Annotated in this window: 19 protein-coding genes and 1 pseudogene; 8 read left to right on the top strand and 12 right to left on the bottom strand. The window is 50.3% G+C overall.

Going from position 1 to position 25,083, the window contains the following annotated elements; all coding sequences use genetic code 11:
- Positions 1-3: 3 nt before the first annotated feature.
- Both dgt and EL262_RS07175 read left to right on the top strand, forming a co-directional pair.
- Positions 4-1,329 carry a dGTP triphosphohydrolase gene (dgt, locus tag EL262_RS07180; protein ID WP_025838734.1) on the top strand — a complete coding sequence of 442 codons (1,326 nt, stop codon included), beginning with the start codon at positions 4-6 and terminating at the stop codon, positions 1,327-1,329.
- Between the two features lie 174 nt (positions 1,330-1,503).
- Entirely contained in the window at positions 1,504-5,853 is a 4,350-nt protein-coding gene (locus tag EL262_RS07175; protein ID WP_078735891.1) for a lamin tail domain-containing protein, read from the top strand.
- 111 nt (positions 5,854-5,964) lie between these two features.
- Here the strand turns inward: EL262_RS07175 and pgl are convergent, their stop codons facing one another.
- The 3 genes from pgl to gnd are packed head-to-tail and all read right to left on the bottom strand — an operon-like array spanning position 5,965 to position 10,767.
- Positions 5,965-7,722 carry a 6-phosphogluconolactonase gene (gene pgl, locus EL262_RS07170; RefSeq protein ID WP_078735890.1) on the bottom strand — a complete coding sequence of 586 codons (1,758 nt, stop codon included), beginning with the start codon at positions 7,720-7,722 and terminating at the stop codon, positions 5,965-5,967.
- Complete coding sequence (gene zwf, locus EL262_RS07165) at positions 7,719-9,251, bottom strand: glucose-6-phosphate dehydrogenase (protein ID WP_025838743.1); 1,533 nt, start codon at positions 9,249-9,251, stop codon at positions 7,719-7,721. The genes pgl and zwf overlap by 4 nt, the downstream gene beginning before the upstream one ends.
- Positions 9,252-9,303: 52 nt before the next feature.
- Positions 9,304-10,767 (bottom strand): decarboxylating NADP(+)-dependent phosphogluconate dehydrogenase, encoded by a 1,464-nt coding sequence (gnd, locus tag EL262_RS07160; protein ID WP_420874823.1) that lies wholly within the window; start codon positions 10,765-10,767, stop codon positions 9,304-9,306.
- A 326-nt stretch (positions 10,768-11,093) separates the two neighbouring features.
- Here gnd and EL262_RS07155 point away from each other — a divergent pair, with 326 nt between their 5' ends.
- Both EL262_RS07155 and EL262_RS07150 read left to right on the top strand, forming a co-directional pair.
- Positions 11,094-11,858, top strand: coding sequence for a type IV toxin-antitoxin system AbiEi family antitoxin domain-containing protein (locus EL262_RS07155; RefSeq protein ID WP_078735889.1), 765 nt, complete (start codon positions 11,094-11,096; stop codon positions 11,856-11,858).
- Complete coding sequence (locus EL262_RS07150) at positions 11,851-12,756, top strand: nucleotidyl transferase AbiEii/AbiGii toxin family protein (RefSeq protein WP_025838748.1); 906 nt, start codon at positions 11,851-11,853, stop codon at positions 12,754-12,756. Before EL262_RS07155 ends, EL262_RS07150 begins: the two co-directional genes overlap by 8 nt.
- Before the next feature lie 122 nt (positions 12,757-12,878).
- On the opposite strand, the gene EL262_RS07145 is transcribed toward EL262_RS07150, so the two are convergent.
- From EL262_RS07145 to EL262_RS07125, 5 genes are all read right to left on the bottom strand, one after another.
- Positions 12,879-13,337 (bottom strand): Fur family transcriptional regulator, encoded by a 459-nt coding sequence (locus EL262_RS07145; RefSeq protein ID WP_025838751.1) that lies wholly within the window; start codon positions 13,335-13,337, stop codon positions 12,879-12,881.
- Between the two features lie 21 nt (positions 13,338-13,358).
- Positions 13,359-15,314, bottom strand: coding sequence for a heavy metal translocating P-type ATPase (locus EL262_RS07140; RefSeq protein WP_025838753.1), 1,956 nt, complete (start codon positions 15,312-15,314; stop codon positions 13,359-13,361).
- A gap of 96 nt (positions 15,315-15,410) precedes the next feature.
- Complete coding sequence (locus EL262_RS07135) at positions 15,411-15,932, bottom strand: isoprenylcysteine carboxyl methyltransferase family protein (RefSeq protein ID WP_025838755.1); 522 nt, start codon at positions 15,930-15,932, stop codon at positions 15,411-15,413.
- Positions 15,933-16,301: 369 nt separating this feature from the next.
- Entirely contained in the window at positions 16,302-17,648 is a 1,347-nt protein-coding gene (gene nhaD, locus EL262_RS07130) for a sodium:proton antiporter NhaD (protein WP_025838757.1), read from the bottom strand.
- Positions 17,649-17,743: 95 nt separating this feature from the next.
- The gene (locus tag EL262_RS07125) at positions 17,744-18,358 is read right to left on the bottom strand and encodes a flavodoxin family protein (protein WP_025838759.1); all 615 of its coding nucleotides are present in this window, start codon (positions 18,356-18,358) and stop codon (positions 17,744-17,746) included.
- A 243-nt stretch (positions 18,359-18,601) separates the two neighbouring features.
- Here EL262_RS07125 and EL262_RS07120 point away from each other — a divergent pair.
- The 4 genes and pseudogenes from EL262_RS07120 (at position 18,602) to EL262_RS10260 (ending at position 20,755) form a co-directional block, all read left to right on the top strand.
- Positions 18,602-19,503, top strand: a pseudogene (locus EL262_RS07120) (IS982 family transposase).
- Between the two features lie 53 nt (positions 19,504-19,556).
- Positions 19,557-20,078 (top strand): MobV family relaxase, encoded by a 522-nt coding sequence (mobV, locus tag EL262_RS10270; protein WP_234394721.1) that lies wholly within the window; start codon positions 19,557-19,559, stop codon positions 20,076-20,078.
- A gap of 41 nt (positions 20,079-20,119) precedes the next feature.
- The gene (locus EL262_RS10265) at positions 20,120-20,413 is read left to right on the top strand and encodes a hypothetical protein (RefSeq protein ID WP_234394722.1); all 294 of its coding nucleotides are present in this window, start codon (positions 20,120-20,122) and stop codon (positions 20,411-20,413) included.
- A 12-nt stretch (positions 20,414-20,425) separates the two neighbouring features.
- Positions 20,426-20,755 (top strand): hypothetical protein, encoded by a 330-nt coding sequence (locus EL262_RS10260; RefSeq protein WP_234394723.1) that lies wholly within the window; start codon positions 20,426-20,428, stop codon positions 20,753-20,755.
- A 4-nt stretch (positions 20,756-20,759) separates the two neighbouring features.
- Here the strand turns inward: EL262_RS10260 and EL262_RS07110 are convergent, their stop codons facing one another.
- The 4 genes from EL262_RS07110 to EL262_RS07095 form a co-directional block, all read right to left on the bottom strand.
- Positions 20,760-21,911 carry a PDDEXK-like family protein gene (locus tag EL262_RS07110; RefSeq protein ID WP_025838238.1) on the bottom strand — a complete coding sequence of 384 codons (1,152 nt, stop codon included), beginning with the start codon at positions 21,909-21,911 and terminating at the stop codon, positions 20,760-20,762.
- A 16-nt stretch (positions 21,912-21,927) separates the two neighbouring features.
- Positions 21,928-23,205 carry a PDDEXK nuclease domain-containing protein gene (locus EL262_RS07105; protein ID WP_078735901.1) on the bottom strand — a complete coding sequence of 426 codons (1,278 nt, stop codon included), beginning with the start codon at positions 23,203-23,205 and terminating at the stop codon, positions 21,928-21,930.
- Between the two features lie 4 nt (positions 23,206-23,209).
- Entirely contained in the window at positions 23,210-24,511 is a 1,302-nt protein-coding gene (locus EL262_RS07100; protein WP_025838240.1) for a site-specific integrase, read from the bottom strand.
- A gap of 299 nt (positions 24,512-24,810) precedes the next feature.
- Entirely contained in the window at positions 24,811-25,080 is a 270-nt protein-coding gene (locus EL262_RS07095) for a hypothetical protein (protein WP_025838242.1), read from the bottom strand.
- Between the last annotated feature and the right edge of the window lie 3 nt (positions 25,081-25,083).

Raw genomic sequence — 25,083 nt, 5'->3', positions numbered from 1 at the left:
AAGATGGATTGGCACAGGCTGATCAGTGATAGGAGGTTCGGACTGGAGGACTATGAGGTCAAGGAGAGTACCCGTACCGACTTTCAGAGGGATTATGACAGATTGATATTTTCGGCACCTTTCAGGAGGCTGCAAAACAAGACACAGGTCTTCCCTCTCCCTGGTAAGATCTTCGTTCACAACCGACTCACGCATAGTCTTGAGGTCTCTTGTATCGGCAGATCTCTGGGTACTCAGGTCGGTAGGGCTGTCAAGGAGCGTCATCCCGACCTCGAAGCGGACTTCTCCGACTTCGGGGCCATCGTCTCTGCTGCTTGTCTTGCGCACGACATGGGCAATCCACCTTTCGGTCATGCCGGCGAACGCGCCATCACAGCTTATTTCACCGAGGGTAAGGGGCGCAAGTGGGAGGCTCAGGTGCGTGCCGAAGGGTGTCGATGGGAGGATTTTGCTCACTTCGAGGGTAATGCCAATGCCATCCGACTCCTCACCCATGCTTTCGAGGGGCGTAGGGCAGGAGGCTTTGTACTCACATACAGCACCTTGGCTTCGATAGTGAAGTATCCTTACACTTCGAAGTACAATGGACATAAGTTCGGATTTTTCGAGACCGAAGAGGCTTCGTATGCCAAGATAGCTGATCATCTCGGACTCTTGAGACTTTCGCCCGAAGGCGAGCTACCCGTCTATGCCCGCCATCCGTTGGTCTTTCTTGTCGAGGCTGCGGATGACATATGCTATCAGATCATGGACATCGAAGATGCCTTCAAACTCAAGATATTGAGCTACGAGGAGACGACAGAGTTGTTGTTGGGCTTCTTCGACGAGGAGCGCAAAGCATCGCTCTCGAAGATGATGGAGCGTGTCCAAGACACCAACGAGCGGATCGCCTATCTGCGTTCGTCCGCCATAGGGGTACTGGTCGATGCCTGCGTGCAGTGCTTCCTCGATCATGAGGACGAGATACTTTCGGGGACATTCGACAGTTCGCTCATCAAGGTACTTCCCAAACGCCCAAAAGAAGCTTATGAGGCTTGTCAGAAGGTGGCTTATGGACGGATATACAACGCCAAGGAGGTCGTCGACATCGAGTTGGCCGGCTTCAGGATCTTCGAGTATTTGTTGGAGACGGTCATCGAGGCACAGTTGCAACCCGACCATGCGTACTCGAAGCTGTGGTTCAACCGTATCCCTTCGCAGTACGAACTCAACCGTACCACTCTTTACGGCAAGATACAGACAGCCCTTGACTACATCTCCGGGATGACCGACGTCTACGCTCTCGATGTCTATCGAAAGTTTACGGGGATGAGTCTGCCTGCGGTGTAAAAGCAACCAAAACAAGATATACAAGGCTCGACAAAAGATTGTATGACTTGATGCCTTGATTCATACAATCTTCGTCATCGGGATATATAACCTTTTGTCGAGCTTCGGATATATTTTAGGGACATCGATGACCTTGATGTCCGGCTCTCATGGAGAGCAAATTGAAACCTATACATGAAACAACCACAGCGAAACCTTATACTGATACTGCTGGTGCTCCTCCCCTTGCTCCGAGCCAAGGCTTCGACTCAGACCCTGCAAGACTGGCATGGAGACACTTCGGCATTCGTATTCAAAGATGGTGTACTATCGATAGCCGAGGGTGCAGCGGGAAGTTCTGCAATGATTTACAGGGGATTTTCCGATCTCGGTGATGTGTATTCTTTCAGCATCACTACCCTTATGGACAAACCTCCCACAAGTCGTAACACATTCAAGTGGGAGGTACTCTCACTTCGCAGCAATGGGGGTGAATATGGCTTGTATGTCGCGCCTACGGCTCAGGGACAGGGTGTGGGACTGTATCAGGAACTTCCCTCCGGCACAGACAGGTTGCTCACCTCACTTGTACTTCCCGACCGACTCAGCGACTGGCAAAGGCTTAAGATCCTTGTCGAGAGAGACAAGACAAAGTACCGGCTGAGGATCATCACTCCCACAGGTAGGGCGATCAAAGGAGATTGGCTCACATTGCCGGTGGAGGGTGATGTCATCAGACGGATGATATTCACCGCAAAGTTTACGAAGAATGCTCGTAGTCATCTCCATTGGCGACTTCCCACAGTCTCTGAGGGGCTCGAAGGAGTGCCGGATGATGAGGTGCATGTCGATGTGCAGATCCTTTCGATCAAGCCCGACCCTTCGGGAAAAGTAACCCTCACCCTCGACAGAGCCGTGGACACCTCCGGAGCCGAAGTCTACTGCGAAGGACACAATCCTACACTGCGCTCGCTTCCGCAGGATGATAAGAGCATGGAGATAGATCTGCACCGCCCATTTGTCGAAAGGAAAGTCTATACGATCAGTGTACAAGGCCTGAAGACGCTTGATGGTCGTGTCGTTAATACCTTTTCGTTCGAGATCTCGACAAGCGAAGACACACCACCATCGGATTTCGGAGCATGGACGGGAGACTTGTCACAGTTTGTACTCAGGGATGGCACACTGTCCGTACATCGGGATGCACTACCGCCGAGTGCCGAACTCATGCTTCGTTATGGAGAAGAGGATAAGATCAGAGTATTCGGCATGGAGAGCAGGATGGAGCGTATCCCGACGAGCCGTAATACCTTCCGGTGGCAAGTGGCTGCTTATGAAAATGGGACAACGAGGGAAGCTCTCGTCGTCAAGCCCGGTAATGATGGAGCTTCGGTACAGTTGTACAGAGAGACGACAAGGGGTGAGAAGGTCTCGAAACAAACATTGCTCACCTCCCTTGCAGTGCATTCGCCCAAGACGTCTTGGGCAGGACTGAAGATATTTGTCTTACGGGAGAAGAACGGATTGAGACTGAAAAGCATCGAAAAAGATGGAGAAGAACGACTTTCAGATCTTGTGCCGTTTGACGTCGGAGGTCGTTTTGTGGGAGAGATGCGTTTTGTTGCCAAATTTACGAAAGGCGAAAAGGATAAACTTCACTGGCAGATACCCAAGGTACTCCAAGAAGGGGATATGGTCGCACCACCCACACCACCATCACCGGGAGAGCCCGATCCTCCGTCACCGACAGAAGTAAGGATCGTGTCTACCTCTGCCACGGCGGAGGGTCGGATCACATTGGTCTTCAGTCAGGAGGTCGATGTGTCTGTGGCCAAGGTCACCTGCCGAGGCTTTGTTCCGATGATTTCGGCAATAACAGACGAACCCCGAAAAGCCCTCATAACGATGGGAAAAGAGCTCAAGTCGGACCACATTTACAAGTTATCCATCAAGGGTTTGCGCACCATTTCGGGCAAGACTGTGAAGACCCTTTCTTTCGAGGTACGTATCCCGAAAGTAGATACTCCTTCGGACGAAATGGTCGGTTGGTCGGGACAGACTTCACACTTCGTCTACCGATCGGGACGGCTCTCCATACATCCCGATAGTACCGGACCCAAGAGCACTATCTCCCACAAGTATGGAGAGATACCGACGGCTTGGAACTTCGATCTCGACTGCCTTATGGAGCGACTCCCCTCGGGTCAGAATACGTTCGAGTGGCATTTGTTCTCTTTCACTGATCGGCAGCGCAAGACATCCTACTTTGTGTGCCCGGATGCGACGGGTTCGGCCGTGCGTCTCTGCAGGGAGGTGAGCGACGGCTCCAAGTCTCCCAAGGTCAGTATCCTCTCCTCAATCGAACTCAATGATCCTTCTCAGTCTTGGCAAAGTCTACATGTGTCGGTCTCACACACCCGAAAAGGTCTTTGTCTCTCCCTCAGAGAGGGTGAACAGACCCTCTTTGCAGATACAGTGAAGATTGATCGACAAGGGGCTTTTGACGGCACTATGAAGTTCACTGCGAAGTACACCAAGAACGAAAAGAAAAAGCTGCACTGGCGACTCCCTGCTGTGACACCTGTCGAGGATGATCCTGCCGAAGAGCCCACACCTTCTCCCGATCCCTCACCCGAAGAGATCACAGGATGGGAGGGACAGCTATCTCACTTCGACTATCGGGATGGTAAGCTATCCATTGCGGAGAAAAGCAGCGGTCCTAAGAGTACCATCACCCACAAGTATGGAGATGCTCCGACGGCTTGGTCGTTTGCCTTGGGTTGTCTTATGGAGAGGGAGCCCTCGCCACAGAACTCCTTCCGCTGGGATTTGTTCTCTTATACCGATGATGAGCGCAGAAGTAACTCTTATTTCGTCCGTCCCGACCTCTCCGGCACATCGGTTCAGCTCTGTATCGAACGCTCCACAGGTACTTCGACATCCAAGGTGAAAATCCTCTCTTCGCTCGACCTCCAAGACCCTTCTCAGTCTTGGCATGGCCTCGACATCTGCGTCACTCACACCCGAAAAGGTCTTTGTCTCTCTCTCCAAGAGGGTGAACAGACTCTCTTTGCAGATACCGTCAGGATCGATCGACAGGGCACTTTTGACGGCACGATGAAGTTCACTGCGAAGTACACCAAGAACGAAAAGAAAAAGCTACACTGGCGACTCCCTGCTGTGACACCTGCCGAGGATGATCCTGCCGAAGAGCCCACACCTACCCCTCCTCCTGCGGAAGAGAAGACACTGTATATCTCAGAGATCATGGCTTCGGCACCTGAGGACGGGCCGTTTGAGGGTTTCAAGTATCTCGAACTCTACAATCCACATGAGACAGAGGTCTCTCTCCATACATTTGTCTTGCGTTACAAAAATACCTCTTACACCCTGCCCGAAGTCACTGTCGCACCTCGCTCTTATGTGACCCTCTTTGATGAGGATAATCCCCCTGCAGAGCCTCTGCCACACTCGGTAGGGATGGGTAAGTTTCCGGCTCTTTCGGGTACATTTGTCCTTCAACTCATCGGGGTTGATTCGAGGAAGGTTGTGGACCGTGTCAAGTTTGGGCACAGACTCTATGGTTATGGTTTTGAGAAGGGAAGAGCCTCGGTCGAACGCCTTTCTTTTTCGGGACAAGATGACCGATGGAGGCGATCCGACGATCCCCGAGGAGGGACACCGTCCGAGCCCACCAAGATGAAGCGTCCCCTGCCTGTCGTGTCAGGTACTGTCATCATCAACGAGCTCCTCCTCTCACCTCCATCGACGGGAGAGAAGTACATCGAACTTCACAACACGAGTGACAAGCCCATCCGTCTCCAAGACTTGTATCTGCGCTATCGCAATAAGCCTGAGGGCGATCCCACCGAGTGGAGACTCGTCACCTCAGAGCATCTCATCCCTGCTCATGGATACATCGTCCTCACTCCCTATCCTGATGCCTTGGTACGGTTGTACCGAGATGTGCCGACAGATGTACTCATCGAGCGCATAGACTTTCCCTCGCTCAGTCCTACTTATACGGAGATCTCTCTGCACGCTTATGCCACGGACGAAGTCATCGATAGGGTGGTTTACCGTCGTCAGCATCTCGGTTCGTCGACCAAAGACCGCAACGGCTTTGCTCTCGAACGCCGCCTTCCCACGCTCGATGGTACCAAGGAAAGTTCGTGGCGAAGAGCACTGAAAGAGAGTAACGGAGGTACACCCGGTCGGGTCAACTCTGTCTACGACCTTCCGGCTCTTTCTGAAGAGGAAGAGGAGGTGGGAGATCTCTGGCCCGATGACCCCGAACTCGACTACACACAGCTGGAGCGTTATGCCCGTCGTTATGCCGATCGACTCGTGATGGAGGTCTTCTCTCTGCTGGGACAACCCCTCGTGAGCCAACGAGGTACAGACTGCCTTCAGTTCATCGATGACTTCCGACAGAGTCGTCTGTCTTGGGATACACGACTCTATATCATCTCCATTCGTATCAGAGGCTCTGACAAACAGCATGACCTCCATTACAAGGGGAAGTGGTTGTACCGAGGTTTCTGAGATCTTTCCCTCCGGTATATGCCGTGGTACCACGAAAAAAAGGTGTCTGTCTTGTTTGACACAGGACAGACACCTTTTTGTATGCTATGTTGTTTGAGGGGGAGTGCTTCGTCACGCACCGCACTTGCGCTTGGAGACGATCGAATTGGCGAGGAGGATCGTGTGCTTGAGGTACTGATACTCTTCTTTGAAGACAGGAGAGAGCATACCTTTGTTGATCTCCTCGTTGATCCTTCGAGCACACCAAAACTCGCCCCCTACGGTCACTTCGGGAGGAGGACACTCGGTGCCGAGATTGATGACGTAGAGGTAGACGACATGGCCACCGTCGTTGTCATCGGAGTTGTAACGAAGCAAAAACTTTGGGTTATGCCCTTTCGGCAGACGTTTTTTGAGACGATCCAAGGCGGTCTGACGATCTTCGCCGGATCTGATGAATGTAGAGAAAGGGAGATCATAGTCTCGGCATTCTTCACGATCGGTACAAGGGTTTGGCGTGAGCCACACCTCTTGCCCTCGTATGATGGCTACGCGTACCTCTTGGCGACTTTCGATACATGTAGGGATCGTCGTGCGGGCTCTTCGTCGTGCACGTCCGAGGATGCGCAGTGTGTGCGTCGCCCATACCGATACGATGAGGAGGGCAGGGAGCACTCCATCCATCCATGTATGGCCTGATAAGACGATATAGAGCGGAAGGTAAAGTGCTGCGACTGCACCCATGAGTCGGTGTGAGAAGAGGAGCTCACGGCAGGTGGGATGCTTGGATAGTTCGCAGGTGCGTATCGAGGAGATGCCCCAGATACTTGCCACGACAATAAGACCGAAAAGGAGAGGTGTAGAATAGTTCCCTGAAAGAGACATCATGCCCTCCATAAGGCGCACAAGAATGACCTTGTGAAACGGAATGAGAAGCAGAAGAGGCAGATGGGCATAGAGACTGCGGTAGTTGATCCTGAAGAGGCTCTGTATGACCGCAAAGAGTATGAGGAGTCCCGCAGCGCAGAGGTGTGGCGTGAGTCCCCAAAGACCGAACCCTTCGCTCTCGGCCAACAGTATGGGCAGTACCGACAGCCAGAGCAAAGAGGGATTGAGTATCCCACTGAGGAGGTGAGAGGACAGACCTCTCTTCCTCGAAGTGGGGAGCTTGATGTCCGTGAATATCTCAGCCTTCTGTGCTATGCGCATGGCATAAGCCGCAGGCAGACGTCTTGTCTCGATATCCGAAGTCTTACCCACGGCGAGTGAGATGACTTCGGCGAGTCTGTCTGTCTTGGATGCTCCTGTGACGTGGAAGATACACTTCGGTGCACGGCGGATGCCTTCGTAAGAGAGTGCCACCCTTTCTATACCATTGACAGGGTGTACCGAGCGTAAGAAGTCCTTGTCGATGTCGTAAAGCTCTTGACCCGGGAAGAGCGAAGAGGTGTGTCCGTCTTCGCCTACACCCAGGATGACGAGGTCGAAAGGCTCCGGCTTTGCGTATTCCTTCTTGAAGGCTTCGACTTCTGAATTGTACTTCGCCACGGCTTCGTCGATGCTTTGTCCCTCGACATAGGCTATCGGGTGAAGCTTGTCGGAATCATAACCGATGGGATCGAAGACCGCCCTGAGGGCATTGCCGAAGTTGCTGTCCTTCGACTCCACGGGCACCATACGCTCATCGACCCACCAGAAGTGTATGTCTCGCTCTTGGAGCACCTCGGGGTGAGCCCTCCAGTAGTCGAAGAGCACCTTGGGTGTAGATCCGCCACTGAGGGCTATGCTGAACGGATATGACGACGCATCATCGTAGAGACGGATGATACGCTCCGAGAGGGCTTCTGCCACTTCTTGCGGACCGGGACGGTAGGTGTAGCCGGGCATCATAGTTCGCAGTAGAGGTCGGTATCGGTGAGGTTCTTACAAGGGTTGGTCCAATATCGCCTTTCGGGCATGAGTGCATCTGCCTCCTTCGGTCCCCACGTACGAGCAGGATAACCGTGGAGAGGGATCGTCTCGTCCTCTTTCCAAGCCTTGATGATGGGGTCGAAGTACTTCCACGAAGCCTCGACGGCATCGCTTCGGGTGAAGAGCGTGGGATCACCTTTCATACAGTCCTCAAGGAGACGCGAGTAAGCATCACCGACGGGTACGCCGCCGAGCTTATCGTAGGAGAAGTCCATCGATACCTGTTGGACATCGAAGCCTGATCCAGGTACTTTCATGCCGAAACGCAGTGCCGTACCTTCGTTGGGTTGGATACGTATGGTGAGGACATTAGGGATATGACAGTCGGTACAGTCGGGCGTAAACATCGAATGTGGAGTGCCCTTGAAATGGACGACGATCTCCGTCACCTTCGTCGGCATCTGTTTACCTGTACGGATGAAGAACGGTACTCCGCCCCATCGCCAGTTGTCGACATACATCTTCATGGCGACATAAGTCTCCGTACGGCTCTCGGGATCGACCTTGTCCTCCCCTCGATAAGCCTTGAGCTGTTTGCCATTGACCATCGATTCCGTGTACTGTCCACGGATGACTTCCTCATGTATTTGTTTGTCTTTGAGGGGTCTGAAAGATTGGTAGACCTTGACGATCTCATCACGGAACGTGTCCGAGTTGAAGACCGCAGGGGGCTCCATCGCCGTGAGAGCAAGGAGCTGTACGAGGTGGTTCTGTACCATGTCTCGGAGTGCTCCCGTCTCGTCGTAGAAGCCACCACGTCCCTCGATGCCGAGGTTTTCGACCGCCGTGATTTCGATACGATCGATGTAATTGCGGTTCCAGAGGGGCTCAAAGATACCGTTCGCAAAGCGCAGAGCCATGATGTTCTGTGCTGTCTCCTTACCCAAGAAGTGGTCGATACGGTAGAGCTGATCCTCCTCGAACGAAGAGGTATATACCTTGTTGAGCTCCAGCGCAGACTCCAGATCGTAACCGAAAGGCTTCTCTATGACGATGCGACGGATCTCCTCCGTACCATGCGCATTGCCCTCGTTGAGTCCCACGGATGTCAGGTGCTGAGGTATGATACCGTAGAGGCGAGGAGGCGTCGCGAGATAGAAGACATAGTTGCGAGGATTGTCCAGCTCCTTGTCGAGACTTTCGAGACGATCCTTGAAGCCGTCGTAATCTCCCACTTCGGCAGGATCCATGGCGTGGTAGTACAGATGACGGAGGAAGTCCCTTGCCACCTCTTCGGTGAATACCTCTTCGGGCAAGTGTTCCTTGAGTTTGTCATAGAGATAATCCCTGTATGCCTCATCGGTGTAAGCCGTGCGGGCAGCCCCCACGATGGCAAAACGCTCGGGCATCTTGTTCTTGATGAAGAGTTGGTACAGCGAGGGCACCAACTTGCGCATCGTCAAGTCTCCCGAAGCACCAAAGATCACGAGGATCAGGGACTTCGGCATTATCGGCTGTATATTTCTTGTTGTCAATGTCATAGATTGTGTTTTATACCTTTTAGACGGTGTAGACAGTGCTCTCGGCATCTCCGCCCAGACCGACCCAATCTTCGTGGAAAAACTCTCCCCTCGGTCTGTCTACCCTCTCGAACATGTGCGCACCGAAGTAGTCTCTCTGCGCTTGTATCATGTTGGCCGAGAGTCGAGCCGTCGTGAGAGAATGGAAGTAGTTGAGGGCCGAACTGTATGCCGGTATCGGCAGACCCACACGAGCACCCAGTGAGACGACTTCACGCCAGTCTTCGAGGGACTTGATCATCTCGCTCTTGAAGTATTCGTCGAAGAGGAGGTGTGGGAGCTGAGCGTTACGCTCATAGGCTTCAGCGATCTTGTTGAGGAAAGACGAACGAATGATACATCCCCCTCTCCACAGACGAGCCACATCGCTGAGGTTGAGGTCCCAGCCCCTCTCCGCCGAAGCCTCCGCCATGAGTTGGAAGCCTTGTGCATAAGACACGAGTTTGGATGCATAGAGAGCAGTCTCTATCTTCTTCACGGGCTCTCCCGTAAACGGTAGTGGCACGAGGTGAAGGTTGTACAGCTCTGTAGCCTCGGTACGCAAGCCTTTGAGCGCAGAGATGCTACGCTCGTAGACCGCTGTCGATATGAGGTTGAGAGGGATGCCATATTCGAGCGAATTGATCACCGACCACTTGCCCGTACCCTTTTGTCCTGCGGCATCGAGGATGATGTCGATGAGGTGTGTACCCGTTGCCTCGTCTTTACGACGCAGGATGTCCGAAGTGATCTCCACGAGGTAGCTCTCAAGGACACCTTTGTTCCAAGTGGCGAAGATGTCCGCCATGTGGTCGTTGTCGTAGTTGAGCACCTTCTTCATGATGAAATAAGCCTCCGAGATGAGTTGCATATCACCGTATTCGATCCCGTTGTGGATCATCTTGACGAAATGTCCCGATCCACCGCCACCGACCCAGTTGCAACAAGGAGCACCATCCTCCTTCGCCACCGCAGCGATCTTCTGAAGTATAGGCATCACATGAGGGCGAGCTTCGACCGCACCACCCGGCATGATCGAAGGTCCGTTGAGTGCACCCTCTTCGCCACCCGAGATACCACAGCCGACGAAGAGGATACCCTTTGCTCGGAGAGATTCCACACGGCGTTCGGTGTCGATATAGTTGGAGTTGCCCCCATCGATGAGGATGTCTCCCTCTTCGAGGTGAGGCAAGAGCTGATCGATGACCTGATCCACAGGAGCACCGGCCTTGATCATCATGACGATCTTGCGAGGACGTTCCAGCGAAGCCACGAACGAGGCAATGTCCTTGTGTCCTGCAAAACGTTTCCCTGCAGCACGACCGTTCATAAATCTATCGACCTGCTCTGCGCTACGGTTGTAGACAGAGACACGGAAGCCGTTGCGCTCCATATTGAGAGCGAGGTTTTCGCCCATCACGGCAAGTCCGATGAGCCCTATGTGAGATAGTTCCATATTATATATAGGTATGATATTTATTGAATTCTGATTATCTGTTTTATGTTTAACAAATATGATCTCTATAAAGTTTGACAACCCTCCTTTCGCTCCTCCGCAAAAAGTCGCCTAAGGAGATGTAAGAAGTTTGTCTGAGGTGATGCAACAAGTTAGAGTTTTTTTTCGGAGAGTCGGACATCTGACTTTTTTGAGGATGAGCCCTTGTTGGTTTATTTTAATTCTTACTAATCAACTATAAGTTTATTATACCTCATAAAAACAAACTGTTTCTTTGTCAGAGTATTCGAATGTTTATATATTTGTAGTTGAAGAATACCTGAAGAAAATAAACTATGAGTATATTAAAAGAGAGTAAAATAAACCAATTGCTCCAATTGGGACAGAAGGGGGGCTTATACTTCTCCACGTGGCTGAACAAACAAGGGTACTCTCCTCAGCTCATCAACCGTTATCGCTCCTCGGGCTGGCTGTCATCACTGAGCAGAGGGGTTATGTATAGGACAGGAGACTCCTTGTCAGCCTTCGGGGCATTGGTGTCGTACAATACCCAACTCAAAAAGGACTTCAGAGTTGCCGCACATTCAGCCTTGGAGCTGTGGGGATTCAACCACTATGTGCCTATGGGGAAGCCGCTGCTCATGGTAACTTCGAGACAAGAGACTACCCCTCAATGGATGAGGGCAGAGGCCTTTGACCGTGAGTTCAGAGCATTTGGGACAGAGGTGTTTTTGGTACCTCAAGTAACAAGTCTGAAGTATCTCGACTGGGATTTGCTTGTCTCTGCCCCCGAACAAGCCTTTATGGAGTGCCTTTTTCTTGCTCCCCGACATTACGGATATATGGACTTGTTTTATATAATGGAGCAACTCACTACTCTACGTCCCGACATAGTACAGCATCTCCTCCATACCACCAAACACTACCGACTCAAACGGGTCTTTCTCTATATGGCCGAAAAGGCAGGCCACTATTGGTTTGACGAGTTGGATCTGTCTGACGTAGACTTAGGCACACACAAACTACAGTTGGTCAAGTCGGGGGTGTACATCAACAAATACCGAATGACAATCCCCCAAGAACTCCATGACTATGAATGATACACAGTACAAGCATCAAGTGGCATTGCTGATCCGCATCATGCCTCTGGTATATCAGATCAAGGATTTTGCCGTCCATGGAGGTACGGCCATCAATTTGTTTCACCAAGATCTCCCTCGTTACTCTGTAGATGTTGACCTGACCTATATCCCTATCGAGCCTCGCAAAGAGAGTTTGGACAAAATCAATTTTCATCTGGCGAAGTTAAAGGCCTTGATAGAGCGTAGTATACCAGGAATTAAAGTGGTACACGAACCTGATATTTGGAAGTTAAAATGTGCCTATCAAGGAGCAATGGTCAAAATAGAAGTAAATGGAACCAAGCGTGGTATCCTTGGGGAAGTGGATGTCCGTACACTTTGCCCCAAAGCGAGAGAAGAGTTTCAGGCTGATTGTAAAGCCAGACTTGTTCCATACTCCCAACTCTATGGAGGAAAGATTGCTGCGGCATTAAGCCGACAGCATCCGAGAGATATTTTTGATTGCAAATACATCAAGGATGAGGCTTGGGGATGCGTCAAAGGTGGGCTGCTGTTGGCACTATTGGGGAGTGATAAGCCTATCATCGAGTCCCTTGCTCCTCACGATGTAGATCAAGAGGGAGCACTTGAAAATCAATTCAGAGGAATGACAGAAATCCCCTTTTCTTACTCTGATTACAAAGAAGCAAGGTGTACACTTATCCAAAAAGTGAATGATAGTTTAGATGATGGAGATAGAGCCTTTCTGCTGTCGTTTGAGCACGGTGCCCCCAAATGGGATCTATGTCCCGTGGGAGATCTCAGCGCCTTTCCATCTGTGCAGTGGAAGCTCCAAAATATCTCAAAACTAAAAGAGAAAGATCCCCAAAAATTTGCCCAAGGCATACAAAAACTCTTAGATCATCTGAAAATATGAATGTTATATAAGTTCGAAAGAAAGTCGCCTAAGGACGGAGGTAGGGAAGACAAACAAGTGTGCCACGAGCCTTATATTGATGGCTCGTGGCACACTTGTTTTATGGTGAGGGGGTGGAGGGCTTATTTCTTTTTCGAAGCGTTGCAAGCCGGGCATACCCCTTGGATGATGAGGTCCAATACTTGTGGAGTGAAGCCTTCGGGGAGTTCGATCGAAGGCAGGGTCGTCTGTTCGACACACACCGTCTTGCCACAACGCAAGCAGTAGAAGTGTGCATGGGGAGACTCGTTGTGCTCCTCTGCATCGATCTGTGAGACGGCATACTTGATCGCTCCTGTGCCATCATTGATGCGGTGGATCACGCCTACCCCTTCGAGGAGATGGAGTGTGCGAGAGATTGTACTCTTGTCCACCGTCGACAGACGCACCTCGATGTCGCCGAGGGAGAGGGCTTCGTCGGCTTGGGCAAGGGTCGTGTAGATAAGCTCTCTGAGTGCCGTGGGGCGCACTCCCTCCTGTCCGAAGAGAGCTTCAAGTTCGTTGATGCTCAGCACTTTCTTTTTTTCGGGATGATCACACATGGCACAAATTATTTTTAGTCGTTACTTTACTCTGAAGCCCAGTACCCTCATGGCATTGAGGACAACGAGGAGCGATACACCCACGTCCGCAACGATGGCAAGGGTGAGGGTGGCAAGCCCTGCGGTAGCCAAGATCATGATGATGACCTTGAAGGCTAATGCAAATATAATGTTTTGGAGCACTATACGGTGCGTAAATCGAGAGATGTCTACTCCTTCGGAGAGACGGAGGAGGTCGTCGGACTGTATGACCACATCGGCAGCTTCGATGGCTGCATCACTGCCGATGGCTCCCATAGCGAAGCTGAGATCACTCATCGCCATGACAGGGGCATCGTTGAGTCCATCTCCCACAAATGCCACGGTCTCTCCGGCACGGATGAGTGCTTGCACCTCTCTGACCTTGTCCTGTGGCAATAGTCCGCCTATACCTCTGTCAGCACCCACGGTACGAGCGACCTCATCGACGATGGGTTGTCGGTCTCCTGAGAGGATGACGACCTCACGTACACCCTTTTGATGCAGTGCGGAGAGGGCCTGAGTGCTCGTCTCCTTGTAGGTATCTGAGAGGAGGACAGCCCCTTGCCATACGTTGTCGATGGCGATGAGGACGAAGGTGTGGGTCTCGTCGATGAGCCCTTCGGGAAGGGCCACACCGTGCTTCTCCATCATCTTGGGACTGCCTACGAGGATGGTCTTTCCGCTTTCGGTACGTGCCGTGAGCCCGAATCCTGCATCCTCATGGATGTCTGTCACCGAGGGAAGCGTCTCGAAGCCGAAGTATCTGCACACGGCTTGAGCTATTGGGTGAGTGCTGTGGCCTTCGACAGCCACGAGGAGACGGAAAGTCTCTTCGCCTGCACCGTCTGCCGGCTTTGTCGAAGTGACATCAAAATTGCCACGTGTCACCGTACCGGTCTTGTCGAGCGCAAAGGCGGTAATTTGTCTCAGTTTGTCGAGATGTACGCTGCCTTTGAAGAGGAGGCCGTGCTTCGAAGCACTCCCTATGCCTGCGAAGTATGCGAGAGGCACACCGATGACCAAGGCGCATGGGCACGAAGTGACCAAGAATACCAGCCCACGATAAAACCATGTGTGGAAGTCATAGTAGAAGCCCCCATCATACATCGACCACAGCCACGGAACGGTGACGATAAGCACCGCAAGAGCTGTGACGATAGGGGTATAGACACGTGCGAACCTTCGGATGAAGGTCTCTGTCTTGGACTTGTACTGTCCCGACTCTTCGACGAGATGAAGGAGCTTGGCCAGCGTACTTTCGGAGTAAGGGCGACTCACCGTCATCTCTATGGGTGATCCCATCACGATAGATCCTGCGAGGATCATCTCTCCCTGAGAGACATCCACAGGTCTTGACTCTCCGGTGAGTGCCGAAGTATCGAGTGTGGCGATAGACGAAGACAGTGTACCATCGAGAGAGACACGTTCGCCCACACGCAGACGGATCACCTCACCCACGGAGACTTGGGACGGATGTGTCTCTTCCTCCTTGCCGTCACGCAGGACATGGACGGTATCGGGGCGCACATCGAGCAGGTCGCCGATGTTGCGACGAGCCTTCTCCACCGCCTTGTCTTGGAGGATCTCACCGACGGTATAGAGGATGATGAGGGTGAGGGCTTCGGGATACTCTCCTATGTAGAAGGCACCGATGGTCGCCAAGATCATGAGCGAAAGTTCGTTGAAGACGGATCTCTCCTTCTTCCACAGCTCCCACGCCGAGTCGAATATGGGTTCGGCCACGAGGAGGTAGGCGAAGAGATACCAAGCCTTGGGCAACCAACATATCCCCCAGCAGGTAAATCCATTCCACCCGAGGGCGACACCGATGATGAGCATCGCTGTCGCCACTCCGAGGCGGATGTATTCGTTTCGTTTCGATGTCTTGTCTCCGGTGTGGCAGTGAGATGTGCCACATCCGCAAGACGATTGGGTATTATGATTATTGCAACTCATGATGACGATGTTGTTAAGTGGTTTTTCTTCCTATCACAAATGTAAGGATTAACCCCTGCAACCGAGTTGCAATATGCTTTTTGTGGGGCAAAGATCTTATTCGCCCTTGACCCAAAGGTGCTTCATCGCCACCTCTTCCTGACGGATACGGACAGCAAGGAGGCACGCATACACAGGAAGTCCGAAGATGAGTGTGTACCAGGCGTTGCAGAGGAGGGCTACACCGATGAGCTCGGGGATGATGTTGAGGAAGTAGTTGGGGTGACGTACGACCTTGAAGATGAAGCTCGTATCGATCCTTTGGTTCGGCACGATGTAGAGCTTGACCGTCCAGATGTCATGGAGCTTGTAGATGACATAGAAGAGCATCACATAGGCAAAGGCCATCACACCCACGCCCCAAGCCGAAAGGTTGTTGAACTCTATCCCCCTTGCATAAGCCTCATAGAGCGCAGAGAAGTAGTAAGCAATGTGTGCGAGGGTGAGTAGGAGCGAATTTTTCTTGCCGTACTGGACACCGCCCTTGCTGATGAGGCGTTTCTCATTGCGAATCGAGTAGGAGAGCGACACAAGTCTGAGCGCAAAAAAGACTGCGAAAGTGATGATGATGTACTGCATGGTCTGTAATGATTGATTTGTTAATGAATTGTGTTTGTTCTGATTTTCGGTGCAAATATAGTTTTTTTGAGAGAAAGCCACTTTAATAAATTTACACAAATTTGCGATGAGTGTGCTTTCGTGCATCTCCTTTGTCTCGATCTTTTGCCATCATGGAGTCCTGCCTGACAGCTCCCCGAAAAAAAAGTCGTAGGACTTGATCACGAAGGTCGTAAGATTTGAAGACGAAAGTCGTAAGACTTGATTGAGACGATCCAAGGACTTTTTGTGGTGCTGTGTGCGTGGGAGATACGGGGGCGGATGTGAAGAAGGGGCTGTGTCGACAAGGATATTGTGACACAGCCCCTTATGTGGCAAGGTATTGTCAGTTTAGAAGAGGTGGCTCTGGAGGAGGAGTATCCCGAAGCCTGCGATGTAACCCAGCACTGCCAATGGTGAGATGCGACGGAGGTACCATGCAAATGAGACCTTCTCCAAGCCCATCATGATCACCCCCGCGGCCGAACCGATGATAAGGAGGCTACCTCCCGTACCGGCACAGTAGGCAATGAGGTTCCAAAACTCCCCATCGACACAGAGCTGAGCCGACATGGGATCGATCTTGTACATCCCCATGGATGCAGCCACGAGAGGGACATTGTCCACTATGGATGAGGCAGCCCCGATGAGGAAGCTCTGTGTCTCCAGCCCGAGGATCTCCATCTCTGTGGCGAGCGAGCCGAGGATGCCTGTGAGTTCGAGGGTCTTGACCGACATGAGGATCCCGAAGAAGAAGAGGAGCGTGGCGATGTCCACCGTCTGTACGACGAGGCTGACCTGTCGCATGAGCCCTTCTTTGATGTATTTGCGTCTGCGTCTGTAGAAGATGTCGGTGTACATCCATAGGACACCGAGACCGCCAAGCATGGCGAGGAAGGGGGGGAGATGCGTCACAGCCTTGAAGACAGGGGTGAAGAGGAGGATGCCGACACCGAGGGCGAGGATGATGAGCTTCTCATGGCTCGTCATGCGGTGCTGGAGCTCGGCAAGGGCGGCCTCTTCGGCAGAGACTTCCGTATCGTCGGGCGGACAGACTTCACCGTGTAGGAAAGGGGTGACGACGATGAGGGGGATGAGGATCGTAAAGATGCTTGGCAAGAGGAGCGAGGGTATGAGGTGTCCTGCCGTGACATTGCCGTTGACCCAAAGCATGATCGTCGTGACGTCACCGATGGGGGAGAAGGCTCCCCCTGCGTTGGCACTGATGACGACTATCCCTGCATAGAAGAGTCGTAGATCTCTGTCTCCTATGATGCGCCTCAGGATCATGATCATCACGATGGTGGTGGTCATGTTGTCGAGGACGGAGGAGAAGACGAAAGCTATCGATGCCACGACCCACAGCAGTGTCCTCTTCTTGCGTGTGGTGACGATGTCGGCGACATAGCTGAATCCGCCATGGAAGTCGACGACCTGCACGATCGTCATAGCTCCGAGGAGCAGGAGGATCGTCTCTCCTATCTCTCCTACCGTCTCCATCAGGCGCGACTCGACGAGGGGGACGACACCATCGGAGCTGACAGCAGGCTCAAAGGCCGTGAGGGCATACCTGTACAGCACCCACAGCCCCGTACCCATGACGAGGGCTGTCGCTGCTTTGTTGATCTTGAGTGGGTGTTCGAGGGCTATCATGAGATAGCCGAGGATGAAAAGTGAGATGAATAAAACTTCAAACATACGTGTACTTACCTAAATGTCTGTCTCTGTGAAACAAGAAAGTGGTGGATGGCTCCGATGACCGAAGCCCTCCGGATGATGATTGCAAGGGGGGATCAACGCACAAAGTTGGTGCGCTCCTTCGGTTCGGCTTCAGGCAGAGGTCTGTCGGCCTCCTTGATGCCTTTGAGGAGCCAGGACATATTGCGCCCGAGGACACGTAGGGTCTGCAACCCTTCGGCATCCTGAAGCACTTCGCCCGGAGTCTCACCGTGGATGATGTTCCAGTACTGAGACGATACGATGGGCATATTGCACGCCATGAAAAATCTGTTGAGACTGTCGAAGGTCGTCGTCGCTCCTCCACGGCGAGCCACCACGACTGCCGCGGCAGGCTTGTATGAGACGGCATCCCTGTTGGAGTAGAGGAGGCGGGAGAGGAGTGCTGTGAGACTGCCGTTGGGGCCTGCGAAGTAGGTCGGCGATCCTACGATGAGGGCATCGGCAGAGAGCATACGCTCACGAGCTTCGTTGTACAAGTCGTCCTCGAAGACACATCGTCCGATGGTCTTGCAACGCCCACAGCCTGTACAGCCCTGTATCGGCTTGGTGCCGATCTGCATGATGTGGGTGTCTATCCCTTCACTTTGGAGTATCTCTGCGACGACCGAAAGGGCGGTGAAGGTATTCCCCTTGGCACGTGCACTGCCGTTGATGAGTAGGACGTTCATAGTCTGTGTTGTATTTATTTTTATGGATGAATGGATGTCCAAAGTTACGACAACTATCTCTATCTCTGTGACAATCCTTGTATTAAAAAATGTCAGTTCGACGTAAGAAAACGAAGAATGAAACAAACTCACAAACCACATTAACGGCCTAACATAGTTGTGGTTATAATTGAAAAAGTGGCGAATGATTTGTGTATTAGTATCTGAAAACCAAGGTGATACACACAAATAAAACGCCACTTTATGAAGACAAATATAGTTGATATTTTTTGTATGGTAGATGACTTCTCAAAGCTTTTTGACCAAACAATCAAGGAAAAGAGTATAGAAAAGGATGGTAAAAAGCGTAGAAACAGGAAGTCTAGGATGTCTGACGGTGAGGTAATGACCATCCTTATACTCTTTCATCTCTCAAGGTACCGAGATCTCAAGGCTTTTTATCTACAATATATCACCCACTCGTGTCGATCCGAATTTCCTGATCTTGTCTCCTACAATCGATTTGTCGAATTGCAAAGTAAAGTGGGATACAAGCTCATCGCATTCCTGAATATGTGCTGTTTAGGCGAATGTACAGGTATCTCTTTTATAGACTCGACCCCGCTGAGAGCCTGTCATGTCAAACGAGCTCAAGGACATAAGACAATGAAAGGATTGGCTCGAAAAGGGAAGTGTACCATGGGGTGGTTTTATGGCTTTAAGCTACACATTGTCATCAACGACAAAGGAGAAATCATCAAATATCAAATCACTCCGGGCAATTGTGATGACAGAGAACCCCTTAAGGACTCGGCTTTCACCAAGAAGCTTTTCGGTAAACTCATCGGAGATAGAGGTTATATCTCCCAAAGTCTTTTTGATCAACTCTTTGTCGATGATATTCACATGATCACAAGAATCAAAAAAACATGAAGAACTCTCTTATGCATCTTTACGACAAAGTGTTACTAAGAAAAAGAACTCTCATAGAGACCGTCAATGATATGCTCAAAAACGTCTGTCAGATAGAGCATACCAGACATCGTAGTGTTAACAATTTTCTTACCAACCTTATCTCGGGGCTGATTGCTTACAACTTCCTCCCTAAGAAGCCTGAGCTGAATATTGAAATCGTTAGAAACCCCAAACTTCCTACTTGCGCTTAAATCGAACTGGCGTCTTATTACATATAGACAAGGCGAAAGGCAACGACTCGGGGGTGACCGCTCATATCGAGCGGACATACGCCCCGAATAATGTCGATGCCTCTCGCACATGCTTCAATCGGGAACTGGTGCAATTCCCAGAAAATATCACGAGCCGAACACAGGCTATCGAGCACCGAATAGCGACCGCAGGTATCTACCGAAAGGTCTCCGACAATCAAGTGCGAGCCTTGCGATTTATCCTCTCGGGCTCGCACGAGGATATGCTCCGCATCGAAAAAGAAGGACGACTCTCTGAATGGTGCGAGGCTTCGATGGATTGGCTACGACAGACCTTCGGAGCGGAGAATGTCGTAGCAGCCACGCTCCACGCAGACGAAGAGACGCCCCACATCCACGCCACCGTCGTGCCAATCGTGCAAGGCGAAAGACGCAAAGCCAAGGATGAAGCCGACAACGGCAAACGCAAGTACAAGACCAAGCGAAACAAGGTGCGCCTCTGTGCCGATGATGTCCTCACGCCCAAGAAGCTGGAAGAGTATCAAACGACCTATGCCCGAGCGGCTTCGGCTTAGAACGAGGTCTTCACGGCTCGGAAGCCAAGCATCGCATGAACATGGCGTATTACAAAGAGTTGGTCAAAGCAACCGAAAACAAGAAGGCAGAGGAAGCTGAGCTCAAAGAGCATGTTGCCCAACTGGAAAAGAAAGCAGGTAAGCTCCGTATCAAGGGAACGCTCTATTCATTTTTTGGTAATTCAGAGCTGGACAAAGCCGAACAGCGTATCGAATCTCTTGAAAAGGAGGCAGAACAAGCTCAATACCTCAGCGAAAAAGAAAAGAACGACATTCGCAAGGAGATTGTCGTCCTACAAGACAGGTTCAAGGATAAGGACAGGGAACTGGAATAACAGCGTAAGGAGTTGAAAGCCTACGAGGAGGAGCGGAGTTTTATTCAGAGATTTATGCCCCCATTCTTTGCCCTCCTCAATGTACGCAGGCTCTTAGCGTTTATGGGCTTCTCAGATGAGCAAGTCACACAGATGTACCGCACAGGCAATGCCGTGCGAGCCAAAGCCAAGGTTTACTCCTCGATGTACAGACGCTACTTCGAGGAGGAAGACACGATGCTCTGTATTGAGAAAGACCAAAAGCAAAAGCCCTTCCTCTCCATCAACGGCTTATCTGTCCCCGATTGGTGCGAACACAAGTGGCAACAGCTTATTAGGCGAAATAGAGCGAGGAAACTTTGAACCCTCAAAACTGCTCATTCTCTGTCAGATTGATAATCTCTTTGATTTTATCCTGAATCCAATTAAGTACCTCTTTCTCACAAATTTGTGGATATTGCGCAGGATCATGCCAGTTGTTCCCCTCATCATCAGAAATCCAGCTCCAACCAAAGAGATTATCTTCGTGGGGAGGGTCAGAGAAACAATCAAGCTTTCTCTCTTCCGTCGAATTGAAGGAATTAGAATTCTTAATTATACTAATCCATACACGTTCCCAATAATGTCTATTCTCTGTTTTTATACGAATCGCATAATTTGTCCATTTTTGAGGTACTAGGAGTAGAGCTCCATTATCCTCGGTTACCTTATAAGAAATATTCTGGTCCTTAGCCCATGTATTCAGTGGAGAAAATATATACCTATCTCTGATTTCCTTTCCCATCTCTTCGCTTAGCTGCAGTAATATTGAAGTTGCACTAATATTATCAATGGCTTCTTGAATAACATTTTCTTTGTATGCAGTATCCATATCTTGGGATGTGAGCTGTTTGATAATAGCAATATAATCTTGGATAGTACGATGGATTGGTTTTGGAGATTGAGACTGTGCAAACTCCTCCAACAAGTTTAATACATCTTGTCCATAGGAGAGTTGGGCAACATTAAAAATTTCTCCTCCCAATGATATCTCTGATGGCTCGCAACCATATAACGTAAGATAAACTAATTTGAAGTTGTTTTCCCCAAACTCTTTTTTCCCATAGTTGTAATATCGAAGCAATTGGTTTGGTTGGTCGCTCGCATAGATTTTATTCTCTATAATGATGGCATGGTTTCCATCTTCAAGAATGATATCTATCCGCCCTCCATCAGTCTGTGTTACCTTTCCTACATACCTCTCAACTAACTGACCTTTACAATGTATAATGTAGTTTTCAGGTAAATCTATGGTCCCCAAGAAAGATTTAAGAAATACATCTCCCAATCCATGGTCAGCATTGGGGTTGAGTAATGTTGCCAATAAGCGTGAATGTAAATGCACTTCATCAGAGCTCAGATTCAGTGCAGAAAACACATTAAAGCATTTCCCATCCTCCTTTTCTTTCTTAATTCTCTCTTGTTCTACTTTATGCAAGTGTGACAACTTAGATAAGAGTTTTTGTATATCCTCCATCATAACACAAAATATCTTACTAAATTTCTCTCTCTACAATCTTATTCAATTCCTCCTCTACTTCTTCAATGCTGGGGAGGGTAGAGCGGAGATTATCGGGGATAGCCTTAGTGAGCTGATAGTCGCTGACGCCTATTGGCTGTTCATAACCCGAGAGGGCATATTGAGCCACAACCTTATCGCCACCATTGCAGAGCAGCAAGCCGATAGTCTTATTGTCGTGTTCGCCTCGGAGCGTGTCGTCTATCACATTGATGTAGAAATTCAGTTGCCCCATATATTCGGGCTTGAAAGGCGTTGCTTTCAGTTCAATGACCACATAGGCATGTAGCTGAATGTTGTAAAGAACGAGGTCAGCATAGAAATCTTGTTCGCCCACCTGAAAATGCTTTTGCTGAGCCACAAAGGCAAAGCCACTACCCATCTCGAGCAGATACTTAGTGATGTGCGACACCAACTGATGCTCAATGTCTCGCTCCGCCATCTGCTCCGTCTGCCCCATGATGTCGAAAATGTAGGGGTCTTTCATCAAATAGTTGGCGAGGTCGCTCTGTGGCTCGGGCAGACGCACTGCGAAGTTGGTTACTTTCTTCGCCTCAATCTGACGAGCGAAGAGGTTGGTATCCAACTGTGTTTTCAGCACGTTCCGACTCCAGCCGTTCGCGACGGCTTGCGTGATGTACCAATAGCGTTCGCCAAGAGGTAGCTTGCTATTGAGGAGTATTACATGGCTCGCCCAATTTGTACGAACGACCGCAGAACGCTTGAAGAGTTCTTCTATTTGCTGAATGTCTTTCTGATAGATGGAGGATAGTGTTTGAACTACTTCTCCTAATTGTGCAACAGGTTGTTGCACTAATTCAAATGTCTGATTATTTGCATTTTGAATTAACGCAACAGGTTGTTGCGTAATTTCGTTGAGGGCTTTCGTTTGCTTCAAAACCTGCTCCACGGAAGGATTGGCCAATGTCTTATCCGCCTCTCCCAGCTGCACTAAGACTTCCAATGTATAAGCCTTGGCGAATTGGCACATATAAAGCAGATTGCGAGCCGAATATCCTTTCTTATCGGGATATTGCGAGCGAATAGCCTCCGAGAGCTTGTCAATAACCTTAGCACCCCAGCCCTCTCTCTCTTGGAGGTAAAGAATGAAATGCCCCACCTTCCAATAGTGAAAGAGCATATCGGCATTGGCGGATGCCACGATGCGCACCTGAGTTTGCTCGATGTCTGTCCCGATGGCATGTACGATAGGAGCGAAGTCCTTGCGGTCTATGGCTTGTATTTCTTGTTTCATAGGGCTATAACTGATTGAATTTACTCATCGCATTCGCCTTGATGTCGTCTGCAATGTCGATGTAAGGCTTCATGGCCTTGTAGTCGCTGTGTCCTGTCCACTTCATAACCACCTGCGGAGGGATACCGAGGTCAAGGGCATTACAAATGAAGGTGCGACGCCCAGCATGCGTACCAAGGAGAGCATACTTGGGCGTGACCTCGTCTATACGCTCATTACCTCGGTAGTACGTCTGACGCACAGGCTCATCTATGCCTGCTAACTCTGCCAATTCCTTGAGGTAGTCGTTCATCTTTTGGTTGGTAATCACAGGCAAGACCTTGTCATCTTCAAAAGCTACATCCTTATATTTATCCAAAATCGCCTTGCTGTGATTGTTCAGTTCGATGATCAGGCTGTCCGAGGTCTTAACGGTGGTCACCTCGATATGCTCGCCTTTGACATCGCTTCGGCGGAGGTTGAACACATCCGAATATCGCAAGCCTGTGAAGCATTGAAAGAGGAATACATCACGCACTCGTTCGAGAGCCTGCTTGTTCGCAGGTATTTCGAACTCTCGGAGCTTCGTCAGCTCATCCCACGTCAGGAAGATGATTTTCTTCTGCGTGCTCTTGAGTTTGGGCTTATAAGTGTCGTAAGCATTGTTCTGATGCACTCCTTGTTTGAAAGCCCAACGCAAAAAACATTTGAGGAATGCCAGCTGCTTGCCGATGGTGCTATTACGCATCTCCTTGACCTCACGAAGATAAGCGACATAGTCGTTCAGTCCCTTTTCATCGAAAAACTCGAAATTGAGTTCCTCTCGAAAGTTCGAAAGGTGATTCTTTACGGCTGCAAACTTCTCATAAGTGGAGTGTGTCCAATCATTCTGTCGACCACAATCACGCACAAACTCATCAAAGACCTTATAGAAATCGTTGCCCTCTGTGGCTTTTTTCTTTTTGGAGGGCTTCACTTCTTCCTCCGCAGGTTTGTGCAGAGCATTGAATGCCTCATTGATTTGCTCGGGCGTAGGCATCACCTCATCGACCTCAAACTTCTTGAATATTTCCTGTATCTCGGTATAGTAGCCGAGGAGCGAAGGATTGATTTCGGCTGCCGACTGCTTAAGCTTGTTGGTGCAACCATTTTTGACCCGCTGTTTGTCTGCATCCCACTTAACAGCATCAATGCGATATCCCGTAGTAAACTCGATGCGCTGAGAGGCAAAGTTCACACGCATGCGGATAGGCACATTCTCCACAATGGGAACACCTGCCTTCTTGCGACTCTCAAGAGCAAAGATGATATTGCGTTTGATATTCATATTGTCTGGGTGTGTAGTTTCTGCACCCGAAAATACACCCAAAAATCGATATAACCAAAGATTCTCTATGAAATCTCATTTTATTGAATCAGAACACAAATAGCTGAAAAGCAATAGATTGAATATCTGTGACTATTTATAAGAGTTCAAGAGAAAGAGCCTCCCCTCTTGAGGATCGATTCCCCCTTGAGGATAAAAAGAAAAGGTGTACCGCTCTGTCTTTCGACTGCGATACACCTTTTCAGATGATTCTATGTAAGGGATCCGAAGATCGCCCCACTGCCCGTGCTCTTCCGGCCTTAGGCTTCACCCTTGCTCGCTTCGTACTCGGCGAGGATTTCTCTGGCTTTGTCGAGGATTGTGGAGTCGTTGAGCTCCACGATACCACCGTCGGGACCGGGTTGGATGTTGATACCTGCGCTACGTCCATCTTTGAAGTTGTGCCCACCGAAGTAGTTGCGCACCGTTTCGACTTTGATACCGAGTTCGTCTGCAATACGCTGAGATGCCCCATCAGGAAGGGAGTCTTTGATTCGTCTTAGCTCGTTGAATGTCAATGTTTTTGTCATAGC

The sequence above is a fragment of the Porphyromonas cangingivalis genome, from assembly GCF_900638305.1.
In the GTDB taxonomy this organism is placed as follows: Bacteria; Bacteroidota; Bacteroidia; order Bacteroidales; family Porphyromonadaceae; genus Porphyromonas_A; species Porphyromonas_A cangingivalis.
The sequence above is the reverse complement of the archived record's forward strand: the minus strand, read 5'-3'. Positions and strand labels throughout refer to the sequence as shown.